29 protein-coding genes and 1 tRNA gene are annotated in these 26,924 nt (G+C 60.9%); 16 read left to right on the forward strand and 14 right to left on the reverse strand.

The features are described from left to right. Positions 1-99 precede the first annotated feature (99 nt). The 6 genes from IF204_RS02090 to IF204_RS02115 all read right to left on the reverse strand — a co-directional run bounded on the left by IF204_RS02090 (position 100) and on the right by IF204_RS02115 (position 7,198). Positions 100-2,298, reverse strand: a complete 2,199-nt coding sequence (locus IF204_RS02090) for a 3-hydroxyacyl-CoA dehydrogenase NAD-binding domain-containing protein (protein ID WP_194094276.1) — start codon at positions 2,296-2,298, stop codon at positions 100-102. A gap of 172 nt (positions 2,299-2,470) precedes the next feature. Continuing rightward, on the reverse strand, positions 2,471-3,682 hold the full coding sequence (locus IF204_RS02095) for an acetyl-CoA C-acetyltransferase (RefSeq protein WP_194094278.1): 1,212 nt from the start codon (positions 3,680-3,682) through the stop codon (positions 2,471-2,473). 399 nt (positions 3,683-4,081) lie between these two features. Beyond that, positions 4,082-4,294: a hypothetical protein gene (locus IF204_RS02100; RefSeq protein ID WP_167637737.1), complete on the reverse strand. Its 213-nt coding sequence runs from the start codon at positions 4,292-4,294 to the stop codon at positions 4,082-4,084. Between the two features lie 57 nt (positions 4,295-4,351). After that, complete coding sequence (locus IF204_RS02105) at positions 4,352-6,124, reverse strand: acyl-CoA dehydrogenase C-terminal domain-containing protein (protein ID WP_194094280.1); 1,773 nt, start codon at positions 6,122-6,124, stop codon at positions 4,352-4,354. Positions 6,125-6,154: 30 nt separating this feature from the next. After that, on the reverse strand, positions 6,155-6,550 hold the full coding sequence (locus IF204_RS02110; RefSeq protein ID WP_194094282.1) for a MerR family transcriptional regulator: 396 nt from the start codon (positions 6,548-6,550) through the stop codon (positions 6,155-6,157). Positions 6,551-6,829: 279 nt separating this feature from the next. Next, on the reverse strand, positions 6,830-7,198 hold the full coding sequence (locus tag IF204_RS02115) for a MerR family transcriptional regulator (protein WP_194094284.1): 369 nt from the start codon (positions 7,196-7,198) through the stop codon (positions 6,830-6,832). Between the two features lie 134 nt (positions 7,199-7,332). On the opposite strand from IF204_RS02115, the gene IF204_RS02120 reads away from it, so the two are divergent. The 3 genes from IF204_RS02120 to IF204_RS02130 are packed head-to-tail and all read left to right on the forward strand — an operon-like array spanning position 7,333 to position 9,570. After that, on the forward strand, positions 7,333-7,779 hold the full coding sequence (locus IF204_RS02120; RefSeq protein WP_194094286.1) for a PaaI family thioesterase: 447 nt from the start codon (positions 7,333-7,335) through the stop codon (positions 7,777-7,779). Further along, positions 7,779-8,279 carry a PaaI family thioesterase gene (locus IF204_RS02125; RefSeq protein ID WP_407658937.1) on the forward strand — a complete coding sequence of 167 codons (501 nt, stop codon included), beginning with the start codon at positions 7,779-7,781 and terminating at the stop codon, positions 8,277-8,279. Before IF204_RS02120 ends, IF204_RS02125 begins: the two co-directional genes overlap by 1 nt. Next, positions 8,272-9,570: an MATE family efflux transporter gene (locus tag IF204_RS02130; RefSeq protein WP_194094290.1), complete on the forward strand. Its 1,299-nt coding sequence runs from the start codon at positions 8,272-8,274 to the stop codon at positions 9,568-9,570. Before IF204_RS02125 ends, IF204_RS02130 begins: the two co-directional genes overlap by 8 nt. A 64-nt stretch (positions 9,571-9,634) precedes the next feature. Here IF204_RS02130 and arsC read toward each other — a convergent pair whose 3' ends face one another. From arsC to IF204_RS02145, 3 genes are read right to left on the reverse strand one after another with little or no spacing between them, the layout of a single operon-like run. Then, the gene (gene arsC / locus IF204_RS02135; protein WP_194098120.1) at positions 9,635-9,970 is read right to left on the reverse strand and encodes an arsenate reductase (glutaredoxin); all 336 of its coding nucleotides are present in this window, start codon (positions 9,968-9,970) and stop codon (positions 9,635-9,637) included. Next, the gene (locus IF204_RS02140) at positions 9,967-11,019 is read right to left on the reverse strand and encodes a quinone-dependent dihydroorotate dehydrogenase (protein WP_194094291.1); all 1,053 of its coding nucleotides are present in this window, start codon (positions 11,017-11,019) and stop codon (positions 9,967-9,969) included. The genes arsC and IF204_RS02140 overlap by 4 nt, the downstream gene beginning before the upstream one ends. Further along, a complete protein-coding gene (locus IF204_RS02145; protein WP_194094293.1) occupies positions 11,016-11,351 on the reverse strand; it encodes a DUF952 domain-containing protein in 336 nt (111 codons plus the stop codon). Before IF204_RS02145 ends, IF204_RS02140 begins: the two co-directional genes overlap by 4 nt. A 182-nt stretch (positions 11,352-11,533) precedes the next feature. Here IF204_RS02145 and IF204_RS02150 point away from each other — a divergent pair, with 182 nt between their 5' ends. The 4 genes from IF204_RS02150 to IF204_RS02165 all read left to right on the forward strand — a co-directional run bounded on the left by IF204_RS02150 (position 11,534) and on the right by IF204_RS02165 (position 14,591). Further along, positions 11,534-13,096, forward strand: coding sequence for a bifunctional metallophosphatase/5'-nucleotidase (locus tag IF204_RS02150; RefSeq protein WP_194094295.1), 1,563 nt, complete (start codon positions 11,534-11,536; stop codon positions 13,094-13,096). Between the two features lie 72 nt (positions 13,097-13,168). Next, on the forward strand, positions 13,169-13,618 hold the full coding sequence (locus IF204_RS02155) for a GFA family protein (RefSeq protein ID WP_194094297.1): 450 nt from the start codon (positions 13,169-13,171) through the stop codon (positions 13,616-13,618). Beyond that, positions 13,618-13,917, forward strand: coding sequence for a DnaJ family domain-containing protein (locus IF204_RS02160; RefSeq protein ID WP_194094299.1), 300 nt, complete (start codon positions 13,618-13,620; stop codon positions 13,915-13,917). The genes IF204_RS02155 and IF204_RS02160 overlap by 1 nt, the downstream gene beginning before the upstream one ends. Then, the gene (locus tag IF204_RS02165) at positions 13,917-14,591 is read left to right on the forward strand and encodes an SOS response-associated peptidase (protein WP_194094301.1); all 675 of its coding nucleotides are present in this window, start codon (positions 13,917-13,919) and stop codon (positions 14,589-14,591) included. Before IF204_RS02160 ends, IF204_RS02165 begins: the two co-directional genes overlap by 1 nt. On the opposite strand, the gene IF204_RS02170 is transcribed toward IF204_RS02165, so the two are convergent. After that, positions 14,592-14,981, reverse strand: a complete 390-nt coding sequence (locus tag IF204_RS02170; RefSeq protein WP_194094303.1) for a cupredoxin domain-containing protein — start codon at positions 14,979-14,981, stop codon at positions 14,592-14,594. 146 nt (positions 14,982-15,127) lie between these two features. Between IF204_RS02170 and IF204_RS02175 the strand changes: the two genes are divergently transcribed. From IF204_RS02175 to IF204_RS02185, 3 genes are all read left to right on the forward strand, one after another. Beyond that, positions 15,128-15,201 (forward strand) — tRNA-Gly (locus tag IF204_RS02175). Positions 15,202-15,287: 86 nt separating this feature from the next. After that, positions 15,288-17,081, forward strand: coding sequence for an ABC transporter transmembrane domain-containing protein (locus IF204_RS02180; RefSeq protein ID WP_194094305.1), 1,794 nt, complete (start codon positions 15,288-15,290; stop codon positions 17,079-17,081). A 98-nt stretch (positions 17,082-17,179) separates the two neighbouring features. Further along, positions 17,180-19,069, forward strand: a complete 1,890-nt coding sequence (locus tag IF204_RS02185) for an acyl-CoA synthetase (protein ID WP_194094307.1) — start codon at positions 17,180-17,182, stop codon at positions 19,067-19,069. A 175-nt stretch (positions 19,070-19,244) separates the two neighbouring features. Here IF204_RS02185 and metG read toward each other — a convergent pair whose 3' ends face one another. Next, on the reverse strand, positions 19,245-20,957 hold the full coding sequence (gene metG, locus IF204_RS02190; protein WP_194094309.1) for a methionine--tRNA ligase: 1,713 nt from the start codon (positions 20,955-20,957) through the stop codon (positions 19,245-19,247). A 129-nt stretch (positions 20,958-21,086) separates the two neighbouring features. On the opposite strand from metG, the gene IF204_RS02195 reads away from it, so the two are divergent. Then, positions 21,087-21,545, forward strand: a complete 459-nt coding sequence (locus IF204_RS02195) for a hypothetical protein (RefSeq protein ID WP_194094311.1) — start codon at positions 21,087-21,089, stop codon at positions 21,543-21,545. A gap of 34 nt (positions 21,546-21,579) precedes the next feature. On the opposite strand, the gene IF204_RS02200 is transcribed toward IF204_RS02195, so the two are convergent. Next, the gene (locus tag IF204_RS02200) at positions 21,580-22,326 is read right to left on the reverse strand and encodes an SDR family NAD(P)-dependent oxidoreductase (RefSeq protein ID WP_194094313.1); all 747 of its coding nucleotides are present in this window, start codon (positions 22,324-22,326) and stop codon (positions 21,580-21,582) included. Positions 22,327-22,512: 186 nt separating this feature from the next. Between IF204_RS02200 and IF204_RS02205 the strand changes: the two genes are divergently transcribed. Further along, positions 22,513-23,550 carry an aldo/keto reductase gene (locus IF204_RS02205; protein ID WP_194094315.1) on the forward strand — a complete coding sequence of 346 codons (1,038 nt, stop codon included), beginning with the start codon at positions 22,513-22,515 and terminating at the stop codon, positions 23,548-23,550. On the opposite strand, the gene IF204_RS02210 is transcribed toward IF204_RS02205, so the two are convergent. After that, positions 23,547-24,230 (reverse strand): NUDIX hydrolase, encoded by a 684-nt coding sequence (locus IF204_RS02210; protein ID WP_194094317.1) that lies wholly within the window; start codon positions 24,228-24,230, stop codon positions 23,547-23,549. The genes IF204_RS02205 and IF204_RS02210 overlap by 4 nt on opposite strands. A gap of 12 nt (positions 24,231-24,242) precedes the next feature. Further along, positions 24,243-24,641 (reverse strand): DUF983 domain-containing protein, encoded by a 399-nt coding sequence (locus tag IF204_RS02215; protein ID WP_194094319.1) that lies wholly within the window; start codon positions 24,639-24,641, stop codon positions 24,243-24,245. A 213-nt stretch (positions 24,642-24,854) separates the two neighbouring features. On the opposite strand from IF204_RS02215, the gene IF204_RS02220 reads away from it, so the two are divergent. The 4 genes from IF204_RS02220 (at position 24,855) to IF204_RS02235 (ending at position 26,922) form a co-directional block, all read left to right on the forward strand. Next, entirely contained in the window at positions 24,855-25,415 is a 561-nt protein-coding gene (locus tag IF204_RS02220) for an EF-hand domain-containing protein (protein ID WP_194094321.1), read from the forward strand. A 73-nt stretch (positions 25,416-25,488) separates the two neighbouring features. Further along, positions 25,489-26,076, forward strand: coding sequence for an RNA polymerase sigma factor (locus tag IF204_RS02225; RefSeq protein WP_194094322.1), 588 nt, complete (start codon positions 25,489-25,491; stop codon positions 26,074-26,076). Beyond that, positions 26,069-26,431, forward strand: coding sequence for a hypothetical protein (locus IF204_RS02230; RefSeq protein ID WP_194094324.1), 363 nt, complete (start codon positions 26,069-26,071; stop codon positions 26,429-26,431). Before IF204_RS02225 ends, IF204_RS02230 begins: the two co-directional genes overlap by 8 nt. A gap of 2 nt (positions 26,432-26,433) precedes the next feature. After that, positions 26,434-26,922, forward strand: coding sequence for a periplasmic heavy metal sensor (locus IF204_RS02235; protein ID WP_194094326.1), 489 nt, complete (start codon positions 26,434-26,436; stop codon positions 26,920-26,922). The last annotated feature ends 2 nt before the right edge of the window (positions 26,923-26,924 follow it).

Consider the following 26,924-nt stretch of genomic DNA (forward strand, 5'->3'; position numbering starts at 1 on the left):
CTGTTGAGTACAGGTTTGAGTTGCGCACTCATAGAAACCCTATTCTTGTGGTTTCCACGCCATAGCAAAAGGGCGGCCCGTGGGCCGCCCTTTGTTTCTTTATGCCGCTTGGGCTTTAGCTGCGTTGCCGTAGAAGGTCTGATCCTTCTCGGCCATATCACGCAGTAGCTGCGGGCAGGCGAAGCGGGGGCCATAGGTCTCGGCCAGCTGGTCGCAGCGCTCTGCCGCGTAGGGCGAGCCCAGCATGTCCAGCCACGAGAACGGACCGCCCGACCACGGAGCATAACCCCAGCCGAGGATCGCGCCGACGTCGCCTTCGCGGATGTCCATCAGCACGCCTTCTTCGAGGGCGCGAACAGCTTCGAGGGTCTGGACGAACATCAGGCGGTGCTGCACTTCGATCAGATCGGGCTGCTCTTCGGCGACAGGGTACTTGGCCTCAAGGCCATCCCAAAGACCGGTGCGCTTGCCCTTTTCATCGTAGCCGTAGAAGCCCGAACCGGACTTGCGGCCCAGACGGTTCTGATCGGCCATCCAGAACAGCACCTCGTCCACTTCGCCGTCGGGGTAGTCGTCACCCATCGCAGCGCGGGTCGCCTTGGCGATTTTCACGCCGAGGTCGATGGAGGTCTCATCCACCAGCTGAAGCGGGCCGAGCGGCATCCCCATCAGCTTGGCAGCGTTTTCGATGAGGGCGGGCTCGACGCCTTCCTTCACCATGCGGATGCCTTCATTGATGTAGGGAATGATGCAGCGGTTCGCGTAGAAGAAGCGCGCGTCATTGACCACGATCGGGGTCTTGCGGATCTGGCGCACGTAGTCGAGCGCTTTGGCCGTTGCGCGGTCGCCGGTTTCCTTGCCCTTGATGATCTCAACCAGCAGCATCTTGTCGACGGGGCTGAAGAAGTGGATGCCGATGAACTGCTCGGGACGGCTCGATGCCTTGGCGAGCATGGTGATCGGCAGGGTCGAGGTGTTGGTCGCGAAGATGCAGTCATCACCGACGATGGCTTCGACCTTCTGGGTCATCTCGCCCTTGATCTTCGGGTCTTCGAACACGGCTTCGACGATCAGGTCACAGCCCTTGAGAGCGTCGAGGTCGGAGGTCGCGTTAATGCGGCCCAGCACTTCCTCTTTCTTCTCGGCGGTGACCTTCTTGCGGCTCATGCCCTTGTCGAGGATGCCTTCGGCGTAGGATTTGCCCTTGTCGGCGGCTTCCTGATCGCGGTCGATCAGCACGACCTCGATACCCGCGTTAGCCGAGACGTAGGCGATGCCCGCACCCATCATGCCCGCGCCCAGAACGCCGACTTTCTTGACCTTCTGGTCGTCGACGGCGGGACGGTTCGCACCTTTCTCCAGCGCCTCTTTGTTGATGAAGAGGCTGCGGATCATGTTGCCCGACGATGGGTTCATCAGGATGTTGGTGAACCAGCGGGCTTCGATCTTGATCGCGGTGTCGAACGGCACCAGCGCGCCTTCGTAGACCGCCGAGAGCAGCGCCTTGGCAGCAGGGTAGACGCCTTGGGTGTTGCCGTTGACCATCGCGGAGGCACCGACAAAGGTCATGAAACCAGCGGGGTGGTAGGGCGCGCCGCCGGGCATTTTGTAGCCCTTGGCATCCCACGGTTTGACCAGATCGGCGTCCTTGGCGTTCAGAACCCATTCCTTCGCCTTGGCGATCAGTTCGTCAGCGGGGACTACCTCGTCGACGATACCCATCGACTTGGCTTTCTTCGGATCGCTCAGCTTGCCTTCAAGCAGGATCGGCGAGGCACCCATGGCGCCCAGCTTGCGTGACAGACGTGTGGTGCCGCCAGCGCCCGGGAAGATGCCGACCTTGATTTCCGGCAGGCCGATCTTGGCCTTCGGGTTGTCGGCGGCAAAAATGCGGTGAGTGGAGAGCGGCAGTTCGAGACCGATGCCGAGCGCGGTGCCGGGCAGGGCGGCTGCAATCGGCTTGCCGCCTTTCTTGGTCTTCGGGTCCATGCCCGCCAGTTCCATTTTGCGCATGATGGCGTGGATGCGCATGATACCGTCGAACAGGCCCTTGGCCGGATCGTCGCCCGCCATTTCCTTCATCTTGGCGATGACGTTGAGGTCCATGCCGCCCGCAAAGGTGTCTTTGCCCGAGGTCAGGACGATCCCCTTGACCGCCTCGTCAGCCAGTGCGGCGTCGAGCAGCCCTTCGAATTCGTCCCAGCCGTCCAGCGACATGACGTTCATCGATTTGTTGGGCACGTCCCACGTAATGACGGCAACGCCATCACCGTCTACGGACATCGTAAATTCGTTCATGATTTCCTCCCGAAGTCAGGATCTGAATTTGAAAGCGCCGTCGCCCCGCCGCGGATATGCCGGGCTTGGGGCTGCGCTGAAATATTGGTCGATGCGGCGGTGGCGCGCGGCAGCCGTCCTGCGGTGAAGTCACCGCTGAGCAGGGCATATGAACCGCGCACGCAGGCCACGATCAGATACGCTCGATAATGGTAGCCGCGCCCATGCCGGACGCGATGCACAGGGTCGCAAGGCCAGTGCCCTTGCCCGAGCGCTCCAGCTCGTCCAGCAGGGTGCCGATGATGATCGCGCCGGTCGCGCCCAGCGGGTGACCCATCGCGATCGAGCCGCCGTTGACGTTGACTTTGCTGTCATCGACGTCGAACGCCTGCATGAAGCGCAGAACGACCGATGCGAAGGCTTCGTTCACTTCGAACAGGTCGATGTCGTTGATCGACATACCGCTGTCCTTGAGGATCTTTTCGGTCACCGGAACCGGACCCGTCAGCATGATGGTCGGGTCGGTGCCGATCTTGGCTGTGGCACGGATGCGGGCGCGAGGCTTCAGGCCCCACTTTTCACCGAATTCCTTGTTGCCGATCAGAACACCTGCGGAGCCATCCACGATGCCCGACGAGTTGCCCGCGTGGTGGATGTGATTGATGCGTTCAAGGTGCGGGTACTTCATCAGCGCGACCTTATCGAAGCCGGGCATCACTTCGCCCATTTCCTTGAACGACGCTTTGAGCGATCCGAGCGCTTGCATATCGGTGCCAGGGCGCATGTATTCATCATGATCAAGGATCGCGATGCCGTTCTGGTCGCGGACCGTGATGACCGACTTGGCAAAGCGGTTGTCATCCCAAGCGGCCTTCGCGCGGCGCTGGGATTCAACGGCTAGCGCATCGGCGTCGTCACGGCTGAAACCGTACTCGGTCGCGATAATATCGGCCGAGATGCCCTGCGGCACGAAATAGGTGTCCATCGCAACGCTCGGATCGACAGCAATCGCTGCACCGTCCGACCCCATGGCCACGCGGCCCATCATCTCGACACCGCCCGCGATATAAGCTTCGCCTGCGCCGCCTTTGATCTGGTTGGCAGCGAGGTTCACGGCTTCCATGCCCGAGGCGCAGAAACGGTTGATCGCCAGACCCGGAATGGATTGATCAAGGTTCGACGCCAGAACAGCAGTACGGGCCAGACAGCCGCCCTGTTCGGCGACTTGGGTGACATTGCCCCAGATCACGTCTTCCACCGCGTGACCTTCGAGGCCGTTGCGTTCCTGAAGCGCGTTGAGCACCTGCGACGACAGACGGACGCTGGTCACCTCGTGTAGCGCGCCATCCTTGCGGCCCTTGCCGCGCGGCGTGCGAACAGCGTCATAAATATAGGCTTCGGTCATAAGTTCCTCCTCAGGCCCGCGCGGGAATTAGAGCGGCGGGCGTAAATGGATCGTTCGATTTGTCTGCCGGCGTGCGGCGGTCTGCTATCTGCGGACCACTCCGCTGCCGGAAAAGGAGAGTCGGGGGTTTTCCACCCCCGGACCCCCGGAAGGTATTTTTGTCAGAATGAAGAGCGCCTTGACCCTTCATTAACCTCGCCCTGCCATAGTCGGCTTGCGGTACAGGCCGAGGGGCCGATGACCGTTCAGAGTGAAGCTCTGCCTCGCGCGCCGCCTGTAGGTTCCGGCGTTGCGGGGCAGGGTGCATCCTCGTCTTCATTCTGACAGAAATACCTCGGGGGACGCCTCCGGAGGAGGCGGGGGGCAGAGCCCCCATCGAGGTATCAATCTGTCCGAAGTTCACCGTTTTCGTGCCTCGAGTTCAGAGTTGAACAAACGCAGCCGCGCGGCGAGGTTTTCGCCGTTCGTGACGCTTTCGAAGTTCTCGAAGAGGAACGAAAGCGCCTCGCCTTCGTCCAGACCTGCCTGCTGCGCGAACTTGCGCAGGCGGCGGTAGCCGTCCTCGGTCATGGACACCGGAAAGCGGCGGGTCAGGCGGAAGCGTTTGGGCATGGGCGTCTCCTTTGATGCATTGGCGGGCCGGAGGGGACTCGGGCCCGCCTTTCCACCTTAGAAGTGGTCTGCGGACAATGCCATGACAGGCTCTGCACCGCTTTCGATGCGCGAAAGGTGCATCGCGCAGGCGGGCAGGTGGCGTGCCATGTAGTATTTGCCGGTCGCGATCTTGGTCTCGTAGAAAGCGGTGTCCGATGCGCCGCCGTCGAGCGCTGCATAGGAGGCAGCCGCCATACGGGTCCACATCAGGCCGAGGCAAACATGGCCCATCATGGTCATAAAGTCGTACGAGCCGGCGAGTGCATTGTTCGGGTTCTTCATGCCGTTCTGCATGAAGTACATGCCCGCTGCCTGAAGCTGTTTCGATGCGACTTTGAGCGCATCGGTGAACGGCTTCATGCGTTCGTCCTCGTGGGCTTTGCACTCGGCTTTGATCATTTCGAAGAACGCCATGACGTGCTTGCCGCCGTCCTGCGCCAGCTTGCGGCCGACGAGATCAAGGGCCTGAATGCCGTTCGCGCCTTCGTAGATCATGGTGATACGGGCATCGCGGGCGTATTGGGACATGCCCCATTCCTCGATGTAGCCGTGTCCGCCGTAGACCTGCTGGGCCTGGCTCGCCATTTCAAAGCCTTTGTCGGTCTGGAAGCCCTTGATGACCGGCGTCAGCAGCGACACGAGGCCCAGAGCGTCCGCGTCACCCGAGCGGTGCGCTTTGTCGATCAGCATGGCGCCCCAGTAGGTCAGTGCGCGCGCGCCTTCGACGAAGGACTTCTGGTCCATCAGGTTGCGGCGGATGTCGGGGTGGACGATCAGCGGATCAGCCGGACCTTCGGGGTTCTCTGCGCCGGTGACGGCACGGCCCTGAAGGCGGTCCTTGGCGTAGGCAACCGCGTTCTGGTATGCGATTTCGGCCTGTGCGTAGCCCTGCAGACCGACGCCCAGACGGGCTTCGTTCATCATGGTGAACATGGCACGCATACCCTTGTGGGCCTCGCCCAGAAGGTAGCCGGTCGCACCGTCGTAGTTCATCACGCAGGTGGCGTTGCCGTGGATGCCCATTTTCTCTTCGATCTTGCCGACCGATACCGCGTTGCGATCACCGAGTGAGCCGTCCTCATTGACCATGAACTTGGGCACGATGAAGAGCGACACGCCCTTGATGCCCTCGGGGCCGCCGGGGATCTTGGCGAGAACGAGGTGGATGATGTTGTCGGCCATGTCGTGGTCGCCGGCAGAGATGAAGATCTTCTGGCCAGTGACTTTGTAGCTGCCGTCATCCTGCGGTTCTGCCTTGGTGCGCATCAGACCCAGATCCGTGCCGCAGTGCGGCTCGGTCAGGTTCATGGTGCCGGTCCATTCGCAGGTGACCATCTTGGGCAGGAATTTCGCCTTCTGTTCATCCGAGCCGTGGGCATGGATGGCAGAGTAGGCGCCGTGGGTCAGGCCCTGATACATGTTGAAGGCCATGTTGGCCGACACGAACGGTTCCTGAACGGCGGTGTTCATCAGATAGGGAAGGCCTTGGCCGCCATATTCCGGATCGCAATCCAGCGCGGTCCAACCGCCTTCCTTGATCTGTTCGAAAGCCTCTTTGAAGCCTTCGGGGGTGCGGACGACGCCGTTTTCCAGCGTCACGCCTTGCTGGTCGCCGATGACGTTCAGCGGTGCCAGAACCTCGGAAGCGAGTTTGCCTGCTTCTTCGAGGACGGCCGCTGTGAAATCGCGATCCAGCTCGTCGTATCCGGGGGTGTCTTGCTCCGATGCCTTGAGCAGATCATGCAGTACAAACTGGATGTCCTTGGTCGGTGCGGTAAAGCTGGGCATTCGTTCCTTCTCCTCGCCTTGCGGGGAAGGTTACGCTGCCTCCCCCCCTTTGAGTTTGGCCAGATGTTCGCGGCCCCACTCGATCTGTTGTTTCAAATCCTCGATGGCTGTTTCGAGCTCAGCCTTCTGGGATTCCATTTCCGCAAGATGACGCTTGGCCACCTCGTATGTCCGTTCGAGCTGCGTCTCCTGCTGGTCGTCCAGTTCGTACAGGTCCAGAAGTTGCCGGATCTCTTCGAGAGAGAAACCGAAACGCTTGCCACGCAGAATGAGTTTCAGGCGGGCGCGGTCTCGGCGGGTAAACAGGCGTTTCTGGCCTTCGCGGATCGGGAACAGCAGCTCCTTTGCTTCGTAGAACCGCAGGGTGCGCGGAGTGACGTCGAACGCCTCGCACATCTCACGGATCGATAAGATCTCTTCAGTCATCATATGTCGTCTCACAGATGTTTAGCGATGAAGCCGGTCATCTGCTGCCGACATCACCATCCTACAAGTCAGGTTTACCCGAACGTAAACGAAACGCTGCGTCACAAACTCGAGTGACGAAAGGTCACAAAAGGTACCGTAGGGGAATGCGAAATATCATGAGTGCGCGAAAGCGCAATATTTGCGGGTGAAACAAGATTCTCACGATTGCTCGATCAGTCGGGCACCCCTCGGACGGCCGCGGCCGTCTCGATTCGCAACATGCCAGATAACCTAGGGTCAAGAAAGGCTGGCAGCCGTCTCGTTCCGCAGGGCTTCGAGCTCGTTGATGGTTTCTTCGAGCTGGATTTTCTGCTCGGCCAGTTCTGCCAACTGTCGGTCTGCCATCTCGACCCAGACACGCATCTGCGCCGAAGTGCCTTCTTTTTCATAGATAAGCAGCCACTGGCGGATGTCTTCGAGGGCAAAGCCGAACTTGCGTCCACGCAGGATGAGCGTCATCCGCGCGACTTCCTTCGGGCCATAGAACCGCGAGCGGCCGTCCTTCTCGGGCGACAGCAATTCAATGTACTCGTAGTAGCGAAGCGTGCGCGGCGTCACGTCGAACTTGGCGCACATCTCTTTGAATGAAAGGCGGCTTTCGGTCATTCAATCCTCCAGTTGACGCACAAGTTAGGTCGAAACGTGCGCTTCGGCAACACGACTTGCGCCGCGTTGGGTGTGACGAGGGGTTGCACCCCGATGAGGATTGTTGAACCTATCCGCCAGTACAGGAGCACCCCATGACCGACTCTGCACAGGACCGGAAAACCAAGATGGCGAGCCAGTTCATCGGCGCGCTTCCCCATGCCAAGGCGCTGGGGCTGACCATGACGGAAATCGGTGACGGACGCGCCGTGATCGAGATGCCGTATGACGAGCAGCTCATCGGTGATCCCGAGACGGGCGTCGTGCATGGCGGTGCGGTTTCGGCCTTGATGGACACCTGCTGCGGCGCGGCGGTGATGGTGCATCCGTCGTCTCCCGGCGGGACGGCGACGCTGGGTCTGCGCATCGACTATATGCGCCCCGCCACCCCCGGTCAGACGATCACCGCATGGGCCGAATGCTATCACGTGACACGTAGCGTGGCGTTCGTCCGCGCGACCGCGATGGATGATGACGGTGAACGCCCCGTGGCGACCGCGACCGGCACCTTTACCGTCGAACGTCCGAGAAAGGCCGAATGATGCGCAAGCCCGAACCAGTCCAGATCGTCAAACAGCGCCGCGATGCCGCGCTCGAACGGCTCGTCGGCGGTGTGCCTTACATCCGCTTTCTAGGGATCAAGTTCGACCGCCGCGGCGACGAGCTGACCGCGATCATGCCGTTCGACGACAAGCTGATCGGCAACCCGATGTTGCCCGCGCTGCATGGAGGTGCAACGGCGGCTTTCCTTGAGACCACAGCGATTGTCGAGCTTGCTTGGGCGATGCTTTGGGAAGACATGGAAAACACGGAAGGGCAGGATTTCGAGCCGCAGCTCTTCACACCGCGCCTGCCGAAGACCATCGACTTTTCGGTCGACTATCTGCGTTCAGGTCTGCCGCGTGACGCCTATGCTCGTGCCCGCGTGAACCGCTCGGGTCGCCGCTATGCCTCCGTCCATGTCGAGGGGTGGCAGGATAACCGGTCCCGCATGTTCGCACAGGCGACGGGCCATTTCCTGATGCCGTCCCGCGATGAGTGAGATCACGCACGCCCGCGTTCTGAAAATTGCATTTCCGATTGTTCTGGCGAACGCCACGGTGCCGCTGCTGGGGCTCGTCGATACCGGCGTGGTCGGGCAGCTTGGCGCGGCGGAACCCATCGGCGGCGTGGCCATCGGTGCGCTCGTTCTGTCGTCGATTTATTGGGTCTGCGGGTTTCTGCGGATGGGCACCACTGGCCTGACCAGTCAGGCGCTGGGCGAAGGGCAGAGCCGCGAGGTCGCCTCGCTCTTGCTGCGCGGATTGCTGATCGGCGGCGGGTTCGGCCTTTTGGTAATCCTGCTGCAATTGCCGCTGATCGCCGGAGCCTTCGCGATTTCACCCGCCAGTGACGAGGTCGAGAGCCTCGCCCGCGAATACATGACGATCCGCGTCTGGTCCGCACCCGCGGCAGTGTCGATGTACGCCGTGACGGGCTGGCTGATCGCGCAAGAGCGGTCGCGGGCTGTGCTGGTCCAGCAGATATTCGCGAACGGCATCAATATTATCCTCGATATCCTCTTCGTGTTGGTCTGGGACTTCGGCGTCAAAGGTGTCGCGATGGCGACCTTTATCGCGGAGTGGGGCGGGCTGCTGCTGGGGCTTTGGCTCTGCCGCGATGCGTTCGCGGTGAAGCTGCGCTGGCCCGAGATCCTCGACCCTGCGCGGCTGAAACGTATGGCGGTCGTGAATACAGACATTCTGATCCGGACGTTGCTCCTTCAGTCAATCATCATCCTATTCGTCATGTGGGGAGCGCGGTTCGGCGATGTGACCTTGGCCGCCAATGAAGTGCTGATGCAGTTCGTGACACTGACCGCCTTTGCGCTGGACGGCTTCGCTTTTTCGGCCGAGGCCTTGGTCGGGCAGGCGCTGGGCCGAAAGGACAAGCCGATGCTCCGCCGCGCGGCTTTGCTAACGTCATACTGGGGGTTCGGAGCCTGCGTGGTGTTCGCTGTGTTCTTTGCCATTGGGGGCGGCACGATCATCGACATCCTGACAACGGCGCCCGATGTGCGTAGCCATGCGCGCGAGTTTCTGCCGTGGATGGTTGCGGGGCCGGTGATCGGCGTGTCGGCATGGATGCTGGACGGCATTTTCATCGGTGCGACCCGCAGCCGCGACATGCGCAACATGATGCTGATCTCGTTCGTGATCTATGTCGCGGCAGCCATTCCGCTTATGACGGCGTTCGGCAATCACGGCCTCTGGGCCGCGATGCTGGTGTCATGGATCGCGCGGGGCGTGACGTTGGGCCTACGCTATCCGGCGCTGGAGCGGTCGGCGATCTGAGGAGGGGCGCTGCCCCTCTGGCCTGCGGCCATTCACCCCGGGATATTTGGAGCACAAAGGCAGGTCAGAGGATGGCGAGCATGTTTTCCGGCGGGCGGCCGATCGCAGCTTTGCTGCCGTTGATCAGGATCGGTCGCTCGATCAGGCGGGGATGCGCGATCATTGCGTCGATGAGCGTGGCTTCGTCCGCGGCGGCGAGGTTCAGATCCTTGAACTCTTTCTCCTTTTTCCGCGCGAGGTCGTTGGCAGTGATGCCGAGCATTGTCAGCAATTCGCGCAGTTCGTCCGCGTCCGGCGGTGTTTCAAGGTATAGGCGTATCGAGGGATCAAAGCCGTTGTCCTTGAGCAGGGCGAGGGTCTCGCGGCTTTTGGAGCAGCGCGGATTGTGCCAGAGGATCATGTCCAATCGCTCCGTCCTGTGCCGATGGCATCTGCTATGTTCGCAAAACCGTCGCGAGCAAGGAGTTGGTCGAGGCCCTTGGTGATCTCGTCCACGAGGCTGATGCCGCCGTAGACCAGCGCGGTATAGAGCTGGACCGCCGACGCGCCGGCGCGGATTTTCTGGTAGGCCTGTTCCGCCGAGCCGATGCCGCCGACGCCGATGATCGGCAGGGTGGTCATGCCCGAGAGCGCGGCGAGGATGCGGGTCGACTTTTCGAAAAGCGGCTGGCCGGAGAGGCCGCCTTTTTCATCGCGGTGCACGCTGGCGAGGCCGTCGCGCGACAGGGTGGTGTTTGTCGCGATGATGCCTGCGATGCCGGAGGTGTTCGCCACATCGGCCACGTCGGCAAGCTCGTCCGGCGACAGGTCGGGGGCGATTTTCAGGAAGACGGGCAACGGTCGGGCGAGGCCGGCGTTGGTTTCCAGAACGCCGTTCAGCAGCGCGGAGAGGGCGGCTTTGCCCTGAAGGTCGCGCAGTTTTTCCGTGTTCGGGCTGGAGACGTTGACGGTGGCAAAGTCGAGGTGTGCACCGCAGCGGTCCAGTACCTTGGCGAAGTCGGAGGCGCGGTCCTCGCTGTCCTTGTTCGCGCCGAGGTTCAGACCGATGATGGCGTTCTGAGGGCGTTTGGACAGGCGATCAGCGGCGGCTTCCATGCCTTCGTTATTAAAGCCGAAGCGGTTGATCGCGGCTTCGTCCTCGGTCAGGCGGAAGAGGCGCGGTTTGGGGTTGCCAGGCTGCGGGCGGGGCGTGATGGCGCCGACCTCGACAAAGCCGAAGCCGCAGCGGGCGAGGGGATGCAGCACCGTCGCGTTTTTATCGAACCCAGCGGCGAGGCCCACGGGGTTGGGCAGCGCAAGGCCGGCCACGGTCGTTTTCAGGCGCGGCGTGGAATAGGGGCCGGATTTCGGGCCAAGGCCCATTGACAGCGATTTGAGGGCGATGCCGTGGGCGGCTTCGGGATCGACGCTGCGCAGCGCCTTCATACCAAGCTGTTCGATCAGGCTCATGCGAGGTCCGGAAACTGGTGCGTGCCGTCGACCAGCGGCAGGGGCTTCTGCCAGATGATGTCGGTCAAACGCAGGTTGCGATAGATGTGCGGGAAAAGCTGGCCACCACGGGAGGGCTCCCACTTCAGCTCGTCGCCGAAGCTGTCGGACTCGAGCGCGAGGAGGACCAGACCGTCTTCGCCAGCGAAGTGCTTGGCGGCGGTTTCCTTGGCCTGCTCGGCGGTCGAGGTGTGGACGTAACCGTCGGTGATATCGATCGGCGCACCGGCGGTTTCACCGTTCGCTTGAAGGGCGGCCCATTCGTCCGCGCGGAAGATTTTGTAGATCAGCATGAGACGTCTGATGCATGGAGTGCCTCTTTTGGTCAAGTTCACCCGACGTCACTGCCCGAAAAAGATGCGCCGCTGTTTACGAGACTGTCGCAATCGTTGCGTAGTCGATCATACGAAGACGGTTTGTTTGACTTGTTAGTCAAATCTGACAAAGCTGTCCGTCATTCCAACAGGAGGTTTCCATGATTGCACGTATTCTCGCGTCGAGCTGTGTTCTGGCTCTGAGCGCAGGGGCGGCGATGGCTGATTATTCGCTGACCATTCTGCACACCAACGATTTCCACGCTCGTTTTGAGCCGATCTCGAAGTACGATTCGACCTGTTCGCCCGATGCGAACGCCGAGGGCGAATGCTTTGGCGGTACCGCACGTCTCGTAACTGCGATCGAAGCTGCGCGTGAAGAGTTCCCGAACAGCATCCTCGTCGATGGCGGTGACCAGTTCCAGGGCACGCTTTTCTACACCTACTATAAAGGTGCGATGGCTGCCGAATTCATGAATAAGCTCGGCTACGACGCGATGACTGTGGGCAACCACGAATTCGACGACGGCCCCGAAGTTCTGCGCGGTTTCATGGACGCACTCGACTTCCCGATCCTGATGTCGAACGCTGACGTTTCGGCAGAGCCGCTGCTCGCCGACACCCTGATGAAGTCGACCATCATCGAAAAGGACGGCGAGAAGATCGGTCTGATCGGTCTGACCCCGCAGGACACCGACGAACTGGCAAGCCCGGGCAAGAACATCACGTTCTCCGACCCGTCTGAAGCCGTTCAGGGCGAAGTCGACAAGCTGACCGCCGAAGGTGTGAACAAGATCATCGTGCTGTCGCACTCGGGCTACGGCGTTGACCAGACCGTTGCTGCCAACACCACCGGCGTTGACGTGATCGTCGGCGGCCACACCAACACCCTGCTGGGTGACATGGAAGGCGCCGAAGGCCAGTACCCGACTATGGTTGGCGACACCGCCATCGTTTCGGCCTACGCCTACGGCAAGTTCCTTGGTGAGCTGACCGTCACCTTCGACGACGAAGGCAAGATCATCGAAGCTTCGGGTCAGCCGCTGCTGATCGATGCTGCGATCGAAGAAGACGAAGCCACCGTTGCACGTATTGGCGAGCTAGCTGAGCCGCTCAACGAAATCCGCAACAAGGTCGTTGCCGAGACCGCCGAAGAAATCATTGGCGTTCGCGAAGACTGCCGTGCGCGTGAATGTGCGATGGGTTCGCTGATTGCAGACGCCATGCTTGACCGCGTTGCCGATCAGGGCATCCAGATCGCGATCCAGAACGGCGGCGGTATCCGCTCGTCGATCGACGCTGGCGAAGTCACCATGGGCGAAGTTCTGACCGTTCTTCCGTTCCAGAACACCCTGTCGACCTTCCAAGTTTCGGGCGCAACCATCGTTGAAGCTCTCGAAAACGGTGCATCGCAGTACGAAGAAGGCGCTGGCCGCTTCCCGCAGGTTGCTGGCATGACCTTCACCATCGACCCGTCGAAGCCCGCTGGTGAGCGCGTTTCGGACGTCATGGTCGGCGGCGAAGCCATCGACACCGAAGCCACCTACGGCGTTGTTTCGAACAACTACGTGCGTAACGGCGGCGACGGCTTCTCGATGTTCGTCGAAGCAGAGAACGTCTACGACTACGGTCCGGACGTTGCTGACGTACTGGCAGAGTACCTCGCAGCGAACACTCCGTTCACTCCGTACACCGACGGTCGCATCACCATTGTGGGCGAATAATATCGCCTGACTGGTAAAGTCATCGGGCCCCCGCCATAGTGCGGGGGCCTTTTTCGTTTCGGGAGGAAAACCATGAAGGGTCGCTGTACTTGCGGTGAGGTGTCGTTCGAGCTCAAAGCCGCGCCGATGTTCGTTCATTGCTGCCATTGCACGTGGTGCCAGCGGGAGACGGGTACAGCCTTTGCGCTGAACGCTTTGATCGAGAATGCAAATGTCGAGGTCAGCGGCGAAACCGAGGTGCATACTTTGCCCTCGGCGAGCGGGGGCGGGCAGATCGTGCACCGCTGCCCGACGTGCAAGGTCGCGCTCTGGTCGCACTATTCCAATCCGAAGATGGCCTTTGTCCGTGTCGGAACGCTGGATGACGCGGCGAAAGTCGCGCCGGACGTTCACATCTACACCACGACCAAACTTCCATGGGTGAATATCGAAGGCGGAGCCCCTATATTCGAGGCGTACTACAAACCGCGCGAGCTTTGGTCCGCCGAGGCGCAAGCGCGCTACAAGGCTTTGCTGGACTGATGGATCACCCGCTTATCGACCTCATCTCTGCCAAAATTGCGGCTGCGGAAGCTGCAGGTGAATTCGACAACCTTCCGGGCGCGGGTAAGCCGCTGCCCGAATGTGATGACCCCGAAAATGCGCTGCTGAACCGCGTAATCAAGGAAAATGGCGCGATCCCCGAATACGTGAGCCTCAGTCGCGAGTTGGCGAAGCTGCGTGAAGAACTGGCTGAGACGAGTGACCGTATCGAGCGGGTTCGGATCATGAAAGAGATGTCGATGATGGAGGCTAAGATCGGCTTGGCCCGCGGCCGCTAATGTGCGGCCGTATGGCGATCACGCTGCCGCACGATGCCATGGTGCAGATGTTCGATGCGGCACCCTCGAATGACCTTCCCGCCGATACGGCCAACTACAACGTTTGCCCGACGAATACGCTGGCGGTCGTGACGTCTCAGGACGATACCCGCCGCCTGCGCCCGATGCGTTGGGGCTTCATTCCGCATTGGTACAAAAAGCCGAACGGTGGCCCGCTCCTGATCAACGCGCGGTCGGAGACTATCGCCGAGAAGCCTGCCTTCCGAGATGCCTGCCGCAATCGCCGCTGCCTGATTGCCTGCGACGGATTCTATGAATGGAAGCGCGAAGCCGACCAGACGCCGTTGCCCTATTGGGTCACGCGCACAGATGGCCAGCCGATGGTATTTGCGGGCATCTGGCAGGACTGGGGGCAGGGGGACGATCTGATGTCGACCTGCGCTGTCGTCACTTGCGATGCGAACGCCGATATGGCGCCAGTGCACGACCGTTTGCCAGTGGTGCTGGAGCCCGAAAACTGGGCGCTTTGGCTGGGCGAGGAAGGTCACGGCGCAGCGCCGCTCATGAAACCGGCAGAGCAGGGCGTTCTGCAGTTGCGCCGCGTCGGTACGGCCGTCAACTCCAACCGCGCGAGCGGGCCGGAGTTGATCGAGCCGTTGGTGGTCGACGAGTGATTATTCGACGATGATCTCGTCGCCTTCGGAAATATCGTCCGCTTCGAAGTCGTCTTCGAACGGCGGTTCATCAAAGCTGAACGAACCGATGTCGGCCATGTCCACGGCTGTGTGGAACTCCATCACCGTCAGGGGCGTGACAATGATCGAGAACGACTCGCCGTGTTCCAGCTCTCCCGAGGTCCATTCGAGGATGTCTTCGTTCGCCGCTTCGAGCGACGAAACCGTGCGGACAGTGGTCGCCTGATTGTTGAACGTGACTGTATCACCCACGTTGATGTAGGAGATCATCGGAAAGAAACCGAGGTCGGTAATCAGAACTTCGTTGAATTCGGCGTGTGCAACCTGTCCGCTCATCACGAACAGCGCAGCAATCAAGGCGCGTTTCATATGCAGTTTTCCCCAATCAAAGTACAAGCCGTGCATTGCGGCATCAGGTTCGTGCTTAACGGGCGATGATGACCGAAGTTGGGCTGCAAAAAGGCATCTGTAACCGCTTGAAGTCCCCCACGGCATCGGACTATATGAGGCGTAGCGCGGGTGTTGTGTAATGGTAAGACCTTAGCCTTCCAAGCTAATGATACGGGTTCGATTCCCGTCACCCGCTCCAGACTCCCCCACATTTCCTGACCGTCATATGCTTGTACCGCTGGTGCGCGAGCGTTATCTGAGCTTGTAACTGAGGGACGAGGGATCATGGCTAAAGCACCGGTCGCCAACGAGCAGGATCGCGAAGGGTCCAAACGAATCTCCGCGCTGGGCGGTCTGTGGCCGTTCATTCGTCCCTACAGCCGGATGCTGGCAGCGGCTTTCGTTGCGCTGACGGTGACAGCAATGGTGTCGCTCGTGATGCCTTTGGCCGTGCGTCAGGTCGTCGACAATTTCCAAGCTGGCGCCTCCCCCATCCTCGACCAGTATTTCGCTGCGGCGCTGGTCATCGTGGCGTTCCTCGCCGTGGGGACGGCGGTGCGCTATTACCTTGTCACGAGGCTGGGCGAGCGCGTGGTGGCCGACATCCGCAAGGCGGTCTTTGACCGTATGATCCACATGAGTCCCGCGTTCTACGAGCGCATCATGACGGGCGAGGTGCTGAGCCGCATCACCACCGACACGACGCTGATCCTGTCGGTCATTGGCTCGTCCGTGTCTGTGGCCCTGCGCAACGTGTTCATCTTTTTCGGCGGTCTGATCCTACTGTTCCTGACCTCGGCCAAGCTGACGGGCCTTGTTCTGCTGATCGTGCCTGCCGTGATCGTACCAATCGTCGTTCTGGGTCGCCGCCTGCGCAAGCTGGGCCGTGAGAACCAGGACTGGATTGCGAACTCTTCGGGCTCCGCCTCCGAGGCGCTGCTGTCCGTCCAAACCGTGCAGGCATTCACGCAGGAGGTCCGCACCGCGCTCAAGTTCAGCCAAGTGACCGAGCAGAGCTTTGTGTCGGCCAAGCGCCGCATCGCGACCCGCGCGATGATGACGATGATCGTGATTTTCCTGATCTTTTCGGGCGTTGTCGGCGTCCTGTGGATCGGTGCGCGTGACGTGGGTGCTGGCGAGATGTCGATTGGCGAGCTGGTCCAGTTCGTCATTTACGCCGTCATGGTCGCTGGCGCGGTCGGTGCTCTCACCGAAATCTGGAGCGAATTGCAACGTGCCGCAGGTGCCACCGAGCGCCTTGTCGAGTTGCTGAATGCCGACGACACCGTGAAGGACCCCGCCAATCCCGTAGCCGTTCCCGACATGAACAAAGGCGCGATTGCCTTCGAGGATGTGACGTTCTTCTATCCGACGCGTCCGAACCGTTCGGCTCTCGACCACATCAGCCTTGATGTGAAACCGGGCGAGACGGTCGCGCTGGTCGGCCCGTCCGGTGCTGGTAAGTCCACGATCATCCAGCTGCTGCTGCGCTTTTACGATCCAGCTTCGGGCGCGATCAAAGTCGGCGGCGTTGACCTGCGCGAGATGGACCGCAGTGCGTTCCGCCAGAACATTGCGCTGGTCCCGCAGGATCCCGTAATCTTTGCCGATACTGCCCGCGAAAATATCCGCTTCGGCCGTCCTGACGCCACCGACGCAGAGGTCGACGAGGCCGCCAAAGCCGCCGCCGCATACGACTTCCTCTCCGCGCTTCCCGAAGGGTTCGAAACCTATGTGGGCGAACGTGGTGTGATGCTCTCCGGCGGCCAGAAACAGCGCATCGCCATCGCTCGCGCCATCCTGCGCGACGCGCCGATCCTGCTGCTTGATGAGGCGACCAGCGCGCTCGACGCGGAAAGCGAACGCCTCGTGCAAGGCGCGGTCGATGACCTCGCCAAATCGCGCACGACCCTGATCGTTGCCCACCGCCTCGCGACCGTCAAAAAGGCCGATCGCATCGTCGTCTTTGACGAAGGCCGCATCGTCGCGCAGGGAACGCATGATAGCCTCGTGGCCGAGGGCGGGCTCTATGCACGCCTCGCGCGACTGCAATTCACCGAAGGCGTCGCGGCGGAATAGGCGAAATTTCGCAGCGTCATACTTGCGTCCATAAACCATTCTGACCCATCCTCGGATCAAGAGATGCGCCCCACAGGCGTAAAAGGGAGGGAGACGGCATGACCTATGCCACAATCGCGGACCGCGATGCGATCACGGCTGAAAAGCTTTGGAACGAAAGAAATCAGCCGAAAACGACGTACGAGCTGATCACCCGCACCGCTGGCCAGTTCGGCTCGCGCCCCGCGATTACCTTCCAGCTGTTTTCCGATCCGGATGCGAAGGCGGAGACGCTGTCCTGGACCGAACTGCGCGAGCAGACCATCCAGACTGCGAACCTTCTGCGCTCGCTCGGCGTGGGCGAGAATGACAAGGTCGCCTATCTGCTCCCGAACGCGACAGAGACCGTGCTGACCTACATCGGCGGCCAGATCGCGGGCGTCGTCAGCCCGATCAACCCGCTGCTGGAGCCTGACCACATTGCGGGCATCCTGCGCGAAACGGGCGCGAAGGTACTGGTGACGCTCAAGGCGTTCCCGAAAACCGATATCGCCCAGAAAGCAGCCGAGGCTATCGCGAAGGCGCCGAACGTCGAGCATGTGATCGAGGTCGACCTCGTGCGCTACCTCACGGGCGTCAAGAAGCTGATCGTGCCGTTCATCCGCCCGAAGGTGGCAGCCAAGCACAACGCAAAGGTCCACGATTTCCAGAAGGCGATCAAAGCGCAGCCCAAAGAACTGACGTTCAAAGACGGCGGTGTCGACCGCGTCGCAGCGCTGTTCCACACCGGCGGCACCACCGGCCTGCCGAAGATCGCGCAGCACCGCTATTCGGGCATCGTCTACAACGCATGGCTCGGCGCGCGCCTTCTGTTCAAAGAAGACGACGTGCAGATCTGTCCGTTGCCGCTGTTCCACGTCTTTGCAGCTGTCGTATCGCTCGGCGCATCGCTGGGGTCTGGCGCGCACGTCGTGTTCCCAACGCCCGCCGGCTACCGCGGCGATGGTGTTTTCGACAACTTCTGGAAGCTGGTCGAGCGCTACCGAGTGACCTTTATGATCGCTGTTCCGACTGCGATCTCCGCGCTGATGCAGCGTCCGGTGAACGCCGATATCTCCTCGCTGAAACTGGCGTTCTGCGGCTCCTCGCCGCTGCCCGTGGAGCTCTATAAACGCTTCGAAGAGGCCGCGAAGATCACCATTTGCGAAGGTTATGGCCTCACCGAAGCGACCTGCCTTGTGTCGATCAACCCACCGGACGGCGAGAAGAAGATCGGCTCGATCGGTTTCCCGTTCCCTTATACCGACGTCAAAATTTTCGACATGCACAGCCACGAAGAATGCCCCGTGGACACCATCGGCGAGATCTGCGTCTCGAACCCCGGTGTGTCGATGGGTGACACCTATACCGAGGGTGCGAAGAACAAAGACCTCTACTACCCCGGTTGGCTCGGCGAGCATCAATATCTACGCACCGGTGACCTCGGCCGTTTTGACGAGGACGGGTACCTCTGGATCACGGGCCGCGCGAAGGACCTTATCATCCGCTCGGGTCACAACATCGATCCGGCAGAAATCGAAGAAGCCCTTGCAGGCCACGAAGCCGTTGCTTTCGTCGGCGCCATCGGCCAGCCGGACAGCTATGCGGGCGAGCTGCCCTGCGCTTACGTCGAACTGGTGTCGGGCGCGAGCGTGACGCCGGAAGAGCTCATTGCTTACGCCAAGTCGCATATCCACGAACGTGCGGCGCATCCTAAATATATCGAGATCCTCGATGAACTGCCGAAAACGGCGGTCGGCAAGACCTTCAAGCCCGCGCTCCGCAAGCTTGCGATCACGCGTGTGTATAACGAAGCGCTGGCGTCAGCCGGTCTGAATGCTAAAGTGACCGAAGTGATTGAAGACAAAAAACGCGGTCTGGTGGCCAAGCTGGTCAAAACCGGCGAAGTCGATGAAGCAGCGGTCCAGCAGTGTCTCGGGTCTCATACCAACCCGTGGGATTGGACATAAGGGCAGGGAGGGGCTCTGCCCCTCTGGCCTGCGGCCATTCACCCCGGGATATTTCGGGCACAAAGGCAGAGCAGCGCTGCGCTTCATTTTGACGCAAATACCTCCGCCGGAGGTGACGTCCGCAAAGCGGACCTTAAGAAATAAGCCCGCCGAATGGCGGGCTTTCGTTTTCGTATCAGTCGCGGGTGCCTGCGAAGCGTTGTTGCCAGTCTTCGCGTTCCTCATCCGTGATCTTGCGGAAGAGGTTTTCTGGCACCGCGAAGCTATGCCCTGCGCCGAGTGCGCTGAGGGCTGCCGCGATGTCGCTTGGCCACGCTTTGTCATCCGACTTCATCGCCTCCAGCATCGCGTCCGAAGCATCGGGGATAAACGGTGCCGACAGGATTGCGTAGACGCGGATCAGGTTCAGGCCGAAGCGGACCTGGGCGGCAGCAGCTTCGGGGTCTTCCTTGAAGGTCGACCACGGGGCCGCTTCTTGCAGGTATTCGTTGCCGATTACCCAGATCGCGCGCAGCTCGTTGGCGGCTTTGCGTACCTCAATCGCGTCCATGAAGCCCTCATAGGCTTTCAAGCGGTCGCTGATTTCCTTGATCGCGGCTTCTTCGCGTTCGCCGTAAGCACCGCCCGCAGGGACTTCTTCACCGAACTTGGAGCGGCAGAACTTGGTGATGCGGCTGACGAAATTGCCGAGGACGTCTGCGAGGTCCTTGTTCACCGACTGCTGGAAGTTTTCCCACGTAAACTCGCTGTCCGAGCTTTCCGGCGCGTGGCTCATCAGCCACCACCGCCAGTAGTCTGCGGGCAGGATTTCGAGCGCTTGGTCCATGAACACGCCGCGGCCGCGCGAGGTCGAGAACTGGCCGCCATCGTAGTTCAGGTAGTTGAACGATTTGATGTAGTCGACCAGCTTCCACGGCTCGCCCGAACCGAGGATGGTGCAGGGGAAGGACAGGGTGTGGAACGGCACGTTATCCTTGCCCATGAACTGGGTGTAGGTCACGTCATCGGCGCCTTTGTCGGTGCGCCACCAGCGTTCCCAGTCCTCGCCTTTGCCTGCATCGACCCATTCCTGGCTACAGGCAATGTATTCGATAGGAGCATCGAACCACACGTAGAAGACTTTGCCTTCCATCCCCGGCCAGTCTTCGCCGCCCTTCTTCACCGGCACGCCCCAGTCGAGGTCGCGGGTAATGCCGCGGTCCTGAAGGCCGTCGCCGTCGTGGAGCCATTTCTTGGCGATGGAGGTCGTCAGCACGGGCCAGTCGGTCTTGCTGTCGATCCAAGCGTCCAGCTGGTCCTTCATCTGCGACTGGCGCAGGTAGAGGTGCTTTGTTTCGCGCATTTCCAGATCGGTCGAGCCGGAGATGGTCGAGTGCGGGTTGATCAGGTCGACGGGGTCAAGCTGCTTGGTGCAGTTGTCGCACTGGTCGCCGCGCGCCGAGTCAAAACCGCAGTTGGGGCAGGTGCCTTCGATATAGCGGTCGGGCAGGTAGCGGCCATCGGCGTGGCTGTACATCTGCGTTTCGGACACTTCGCGGATCAGGTCCTTTTCGGCCAGCACGCCGGCGAAGTGCTGGGTCAGCGCCTTGTTCTGATCCGACGACGAGCGGCCGAAGTGGTCGAACGACAGGCGGAAGCCTTCGGCGATCTTGGCCTGAACTTCGTGCATTTCGGCGCAATATTCGGCGACGGGCTTGCCCGCTTTGGTAGCCGCCAGTTCGGCCGGGGTGCCGTGTTCGTCCGTAGCGCAGAGGAACAGGACTTCGTTGCCGCGACCACGCTGGTAGCGGGCAAAAAGGTCCGCCGGAAGCTGCGAGCCGACGAGGTTGCCGAGGTGCTTGATCCCGTTGATGTAGGGGATAGCCGAAGTAATGAGGTGCCGTGCCATAATATCGTCCTGTTCGGGGTTAGAAGCCTTTTAGACTCGACAGAACGCGGATGCCAGCACAGAGCGGCTTTCGCCGTTCGTTTGAGTGGGGTATGCAAAAGGTGGAGCAGACTAAAGAGGATCTTCGAAATGAAGACGTTCGTTTTTGCAGTTGCCGTTGCGCTGGTGGGGACCGTTGCGCAGGCACAGGATTTTTATGCAGGCGCGGTTTACGACCTTGTCCTTCCGCACTCGGGTGAGGACGCATCGCCCGTCGACCTGTTGGGCGGTGTGCGTTTTGGTGACGGTCAAGTGAGCTACGGCGCTGAGGCCGATCTGGGCCTGTCGGGCGACGCGGAGTATACGCCGATGCGCCTGCGCGGCATCGTTCGCAATGATATGGGTCGCTATGCGCTTTTGGGCAGCATTGGTTACACCAGCTACGATCTGGATGCTGGCGGCACGACCGACGGCTACAACTTCAGCCTGGGTGGCGATATCGAGATCACTCCGATGATCGACCTGCGGCTCGAAGTCATGCGGGATATGATGCCCGACTATTCGACCAACGTGACCAACGTGCGGATCGGGTCGGTCTACAATTTCTGAATGAAAACGGGGCGCCAGTGGCGCCCCGCTTTCGTTACTGGGCTGTGTAGCCGCCATCGACGAGGTGGTAACTGCCAGTGATGAAGCTGGCATCGTCCGACAGCAGGAAGCAGGTCAGATTGGCGACCTCCTCGGGCGTGCCCAGGCGCTTCATCGCGTGCTGGTTTGCCAGATAGTCCATGGTGTCCTGATCGAGGTTCGCATCGAGCAACGGAGTCTTGATAAAGCCTGGTCCGACCGCGTTGATGCGGATGCCTTTGTCGCCGTATTCGAGCGCCGAGGATTTGGTCAGGCCGAGCAGGGCGTGCTTCGTGGCGACATAAGCGCTGGAGCCAGCGATACCGACAGAGCCGAGGATCGAGGCCATGTTCACGATGGACCCGCCGCCTGCTTTTTGCATCGCGGGGATCGCGTAGCGCATTCCGTAGAAAACGCCGTGCAGGTTCACGTCGATGACCTTTTTCCAGCTATCGACCGGATATTCGCCGACGGGGGCGTTTGCGCCGCCGATGCCTGCGTTGTTGACCAGCAGATGCAGGCCGCCGCCGAAGTCCTCGGCTGCTTTGACCATCGCCTCAACCGAGGCGGCATCGCCGGTGTCGACTTTCGCCGCTTTGGCGTTTTCGCCGACTTCAGCGGCGATCTCTTCGGCATTTTCCATGCTGATGTCGGCCACGATGACCTTCGCACCATCGGCTGCGAGCTTTTTGACGATCGCTGCACCGATACCCGAGCCACCGCCGGTGACGATCGCAGTTTTTCCTTTGAAATCATAAGTCATTCTGAAAATTCCTGTCTTGGGAGTGACAGGATTTACCTAGGTGCTAACCCCGTTTCGGACCATGATCTGGATCATGTCCCTTGCACACAGCGCATGTTCGCACAGGACTGGAACACATTCGGGCACTTGCGCCTCGTGCCTGCGGGGTTAGGCTGCGCGCAAAGTTTAGCTGCAAGGAATTTCCCAATGAAAATGATCCCGCTTGGGAACACCGATGTCATGGTTTCGGACCTCTGCCTCGGTACGATGACCTATGGCACCCACACGCTCGACGATGATGCGCACCGCCAGATCGACATGAGCCTCGACGCCGGTATCAACTTCCTCGACGTGGCCGAGATGTATCCGGTCAATCCGGTGAAGAAAGAAACAGCCGGCATGTCCGAAGAAACGCTGGGCCGTTGGTTCAGCAAGACCGGTCGCCGCGAAGAGGTCGTGCTCGCCACCAAAATCTCCGGCGACAGCGCGATACTGCGTCCGGGTGGTTTCAGCAAGGCCAACATGCGCGAAGCAGTCGAGAATTCGCTGCGCCGTCTGGAGACCGATTACATCGACCTCTACCAGCTGCACTGGCCGAACCGTGGCAGCTACGCATTCCGCCAGAACTGGACCTTCGATCCGTCCAAGCAGGACAAGGAAGCCGAGTGGGCGAACATGATCGGCGTCATGGAAGCGGCCAAGGAACTGGTTGCCGAAGGCAAGATCCGCCACATGGGTCTGTCGAACGAAAGTGCGTGGGGCACGATGAAGTGGCTCGACGCGGCCGAGGAAACTGGCGGCCCGCGTATGGTGTCGATCCAGAACGAATACTCGCTGCTCTACCGCATGTTCGACACCGACATGGCCGAGGTTTCAGTCCACGAAGACGTCACGCTGCTGTCCTATTCACCGCTGGGCTGCGGTCTGCTGACGGGCAAGTACCAGAACGGCGCGCTGCCGGAAGGCTCGCGCATGTACATCAACGGTGATCTCGGCGGCCGCAAGACCGACCGCGTGTTCGATGCGACGCAGGCGTATCTCGATATCGCGGCAAAACACGGCCTCGATCCGGTGCAGATGTCGCTGGCGTGGCAGGCAACCCGTCCGTTCCCGATTTCGGCGATCTTCGGCGCGACCAATGTCGGTCAACTCGAAGTCATCCTCGCAGGTAAAGATCTGGTGCTGTCGCAGGATGTCATCGACGACATCGAAGCCGCCCACAAAGCGTGGCCGCTGCCGTACTAATCAAGCTCTCGACCGAGGCGCGCCACAGCGTGCGCCTCGTCATCATTCTTGAAGAACGGAATATCCTCGGGCGGGCCGTCATTGCCGATGGTCCGCTCGAGCTCCGCTAGCACCACCTCGGTGATGAATGGCAGGTCGAACTGACGCGCGTTCTCCAGCGGCACCCACTGCAAATGTCCCAGCTCGTCCTCCGCCCGCGAAAAATCGTCGGGGTCGGTGGCAAGCCGTTCGGCATCCGCCACAAAGAACCGCGCATCGAAGCGGCGGGGGCGGCCTTGGGGCGTCACGGCGCGGAAGAAATAGGTGAGGGCAGAAGCGTCGGGCAGATAGCCCGCCTTGGCAAAGCCGCGCCACCCTTGCGGTGCGTCCGGCCAATCGCCGCGCTGCCCTATGATGTGACCGGTTTCTTCCCAAAGCTCGCGGATCGCGGCGGCGGCGAGCGTGTGCGGGCTGGCGCTGCTCGCCTCCATCAGGCGCTTTTCACAAACCGGAGTCAGGGGGGCGGAAAATGACACCGTGCTGTCGTTGGGATCGACCGCACCGCCCGGGAAAACAAATTTCTTGGGCATGAATACCGCGCCTTCGCCCCGCTGCCCCATAAGCACCGAGGGTCGGGTATAACGGTCGCGCACGATGATAATCGTTGCGGCGTCGCGAATTGCGGTCTTGTCGATGGTCATTGCCCCTCCCGTTCAGGATGAGGCGCTGGCTCCGAAACCGTGCATGCGCTTGGCCCATTGGATCGCAACGATCAGGCCCTTCATCCTTGGCAAAAGGTAGAGTGAAAGCGCAACGCATCCAACCGTGAAAATCGTGGCCAGCACCAGCGGTTCAGGGCGGAATTTCTCGAAAACCCACAGGATCGTCGGGGCCATCAGGTGACCCACGATCAGGATGGTCAGATAGGCAGGGCCGTCATCCGCGCGGTGGTGCGACAGCTCTTCCTGACAGGACGGGCAGCGGTCGGTCACTTTGAGGTAGCCGGTAAACATATGTCCTTCACCGCAGTTGGGGCAACGGCGGCGCAGTCCGCGCAGAAGCGCGGGCTTCATGGGGCGTTCTTCCAGATCGGTCATGGCGGCGAGTGTCATCCGGTTCTCCTGCGATTCAACCCAAATGCTATTTCTTGGCTGCAAAATAAAGGGGGCAGACCGTCGCCGCGTCCGGATGTCGCAAACCTCCGCTGATTTGCGGGTGTGTGAAAAAAAATTCAGGTCAATGCGACGGAAGTCGTAGGGACCCCCGTTCTAAGGGCACCTTGGGAGTTGAGGCCCGGGGTTCAGACAACCTCGAAAGGGAACAAAATGAAGAACAAGATCGTAATCGCATCCGTCGTTGCCGCTCTGCTTGGCACTGCTGCCTTCGCTGCCGGCCCGAACGGTATGCGTGGTCACGCGCCAATGGACTTTGCGACGCTCGATGTGAACGGCGACGGATCGGTGACGCTCGAAGAGCTGGAGTCGATCCCCGCCACCAAGTTCGCCGAAGCGGACACCGATGGAGACGGTGTCCTGTCGCAGGCTGAACTCGAAGCCATGATTTCGGCGCAGATGGCCGAAATGGCGACCAACCGCGCCGCAATGATGCTGGAGCGGATGGATACTGACGGCGACGGTGTCCTGTCGGCTGAAGAAATGCAGCCCGCAGATGGACGCGGTCCCGCCGCCATGTTCGAGCGTGTGGACGCTGATGGCGACGGCGTTCTGACCGAAGAAGAGTTTGCAGCGGCTACCGAGCGCATGGGCGGTCACGGTGGCGATCGCGGCAAGGGCCACGGCCCGCGCGGTGATCACGGCGAGCGCGGTGAAGGTCATGGCCTCCGCGGTCAGGCCGATGTCGACACCGACACCGAAACCACTGAGTAACACCAATAGTCAATCGGCGGTGCTTGCGCCGCCGATTGCGCCGGAGCGTGAAGACGTTTAGCTCTGACGGACGATGGATATGGCCTTTGACCACTTTGCCGGTGCGCCCGATGAGGCACTTCTGGTCGCCTTCGCAAACGGCGATCAGACCGCTGCCCGTTTGCTGGCGACACGGCTCGCGCCGCGCGCGATAGGTCAGGCGTTCCGTTTGCTACACGACAGGGCCGAGGCCGAAGACGTCGTTCAGGAAGCGATGCTGCGACTTTGGCGGATCGCACCCGAGTGGCGACAGGGCGAAGCGCAGGTGTCGACGTGGCTCTACCGCGTTGTCGGCAACCTTTGCATCGACCGTCTGCGCAAACGCAAACGCTCGGTGGGCATAGACGAGATTGCGGAGCCGGCTGACGATACGCCGTCGGTTTCGGACCGGATGCAAGACAACGCTCGGCTGCAGGCGCTCTCTGACGCGCTGGCCGAAATGCCGGACAGGCAGGCGCAAGCTGTGTCGCTCAGGCATCTGGAAGGTCTCGGTAATCCTGAGATTGCCGAGATCATGGAAATTAGCGTCGAGGCTGTAGAAAGCCTCACGGCGCGAGGAAAACGGACGCTCGCCAAGATACTGGCGGGCCGTAAGGCGGAACTGGGGTTTGGCAATGACTGACAAACACGACCACTTGGATGATTTCGAACTGGACGCCCTTTTTGCGAGCGCGCGAAAGGCCGACCTCGAACCGTCGCCGGATTTTATGGCGCGGCTCTTCGACGATATCGACTTGGTGGCCGCCGAGGCCCCGCCTGCGGAAGAGCCTGCAGTGCGCGGAGGTCTTTTCGCGTCGATCTGGGACGCCGTCGGCGGCTGGATCGGGGCAAGCGGGCTTGCTGCCGCAACGGCGGCGGGGGTCTGGGTCGGTGTTGTTTCTCCGTCCTCGCTTGATAATGTGACGAGCGCGTTTTTTGGCGATAGCGTGTCTGTCTCGCTCTTTGCGAGTGACGATGTCTTGGGAGTCGATGGCTGAAAATGACCGAGAAACCTAAATCCCGTATGCGTCTGGGCCTGCGTATCCTGCTGATCGCATCGCTCGCGCTGAACCTGATGATTATCGGTCTGGTTGTCGGCGGTATCGCCAAGGGCAAGCCCCCGCGTTCGTTCGGTGGCGGCTACGATTTCAGCCTTGGCGCTGTCGGTGCCGCGCTGGACGAAGACGACCGCCGCGCGCTGCGCGATGACCTGCGCGGCCGTGAAGACCTGCGTCCGCCGCGCCGCGAAGAGTTGACCGCTATGCGTGATGCCTTCACCGCTGCCATTATTGCCGAACCTTTTGATCGTTCGGTGTTGGAGACGCTTTTTACCGAGCAGCGTGATCGTCAGTTCGAGGTCATGCAGGCGGGGCAGCAGGCGATGCTCGACCGGCTTGACCAGATGTCGTCGGACGAGCGCAAAGCCTTCGTCGAGCGCCTTAATCGCCGTGACTGGGGGCGAGGTGGACCAGGGCGCGACGATCACTAAAC

The organism is Marivivens aquimaris (assembly GCF_015220045.1).
In the GTDB taxonomy this organism is placed as follows: domain Bacteria; phylum Pseudomonadota; class Alphaproteobacteria; order Rhodobacterales; family Rhodobacteraceae; genus Marivivens; species Marivivens aquimaris.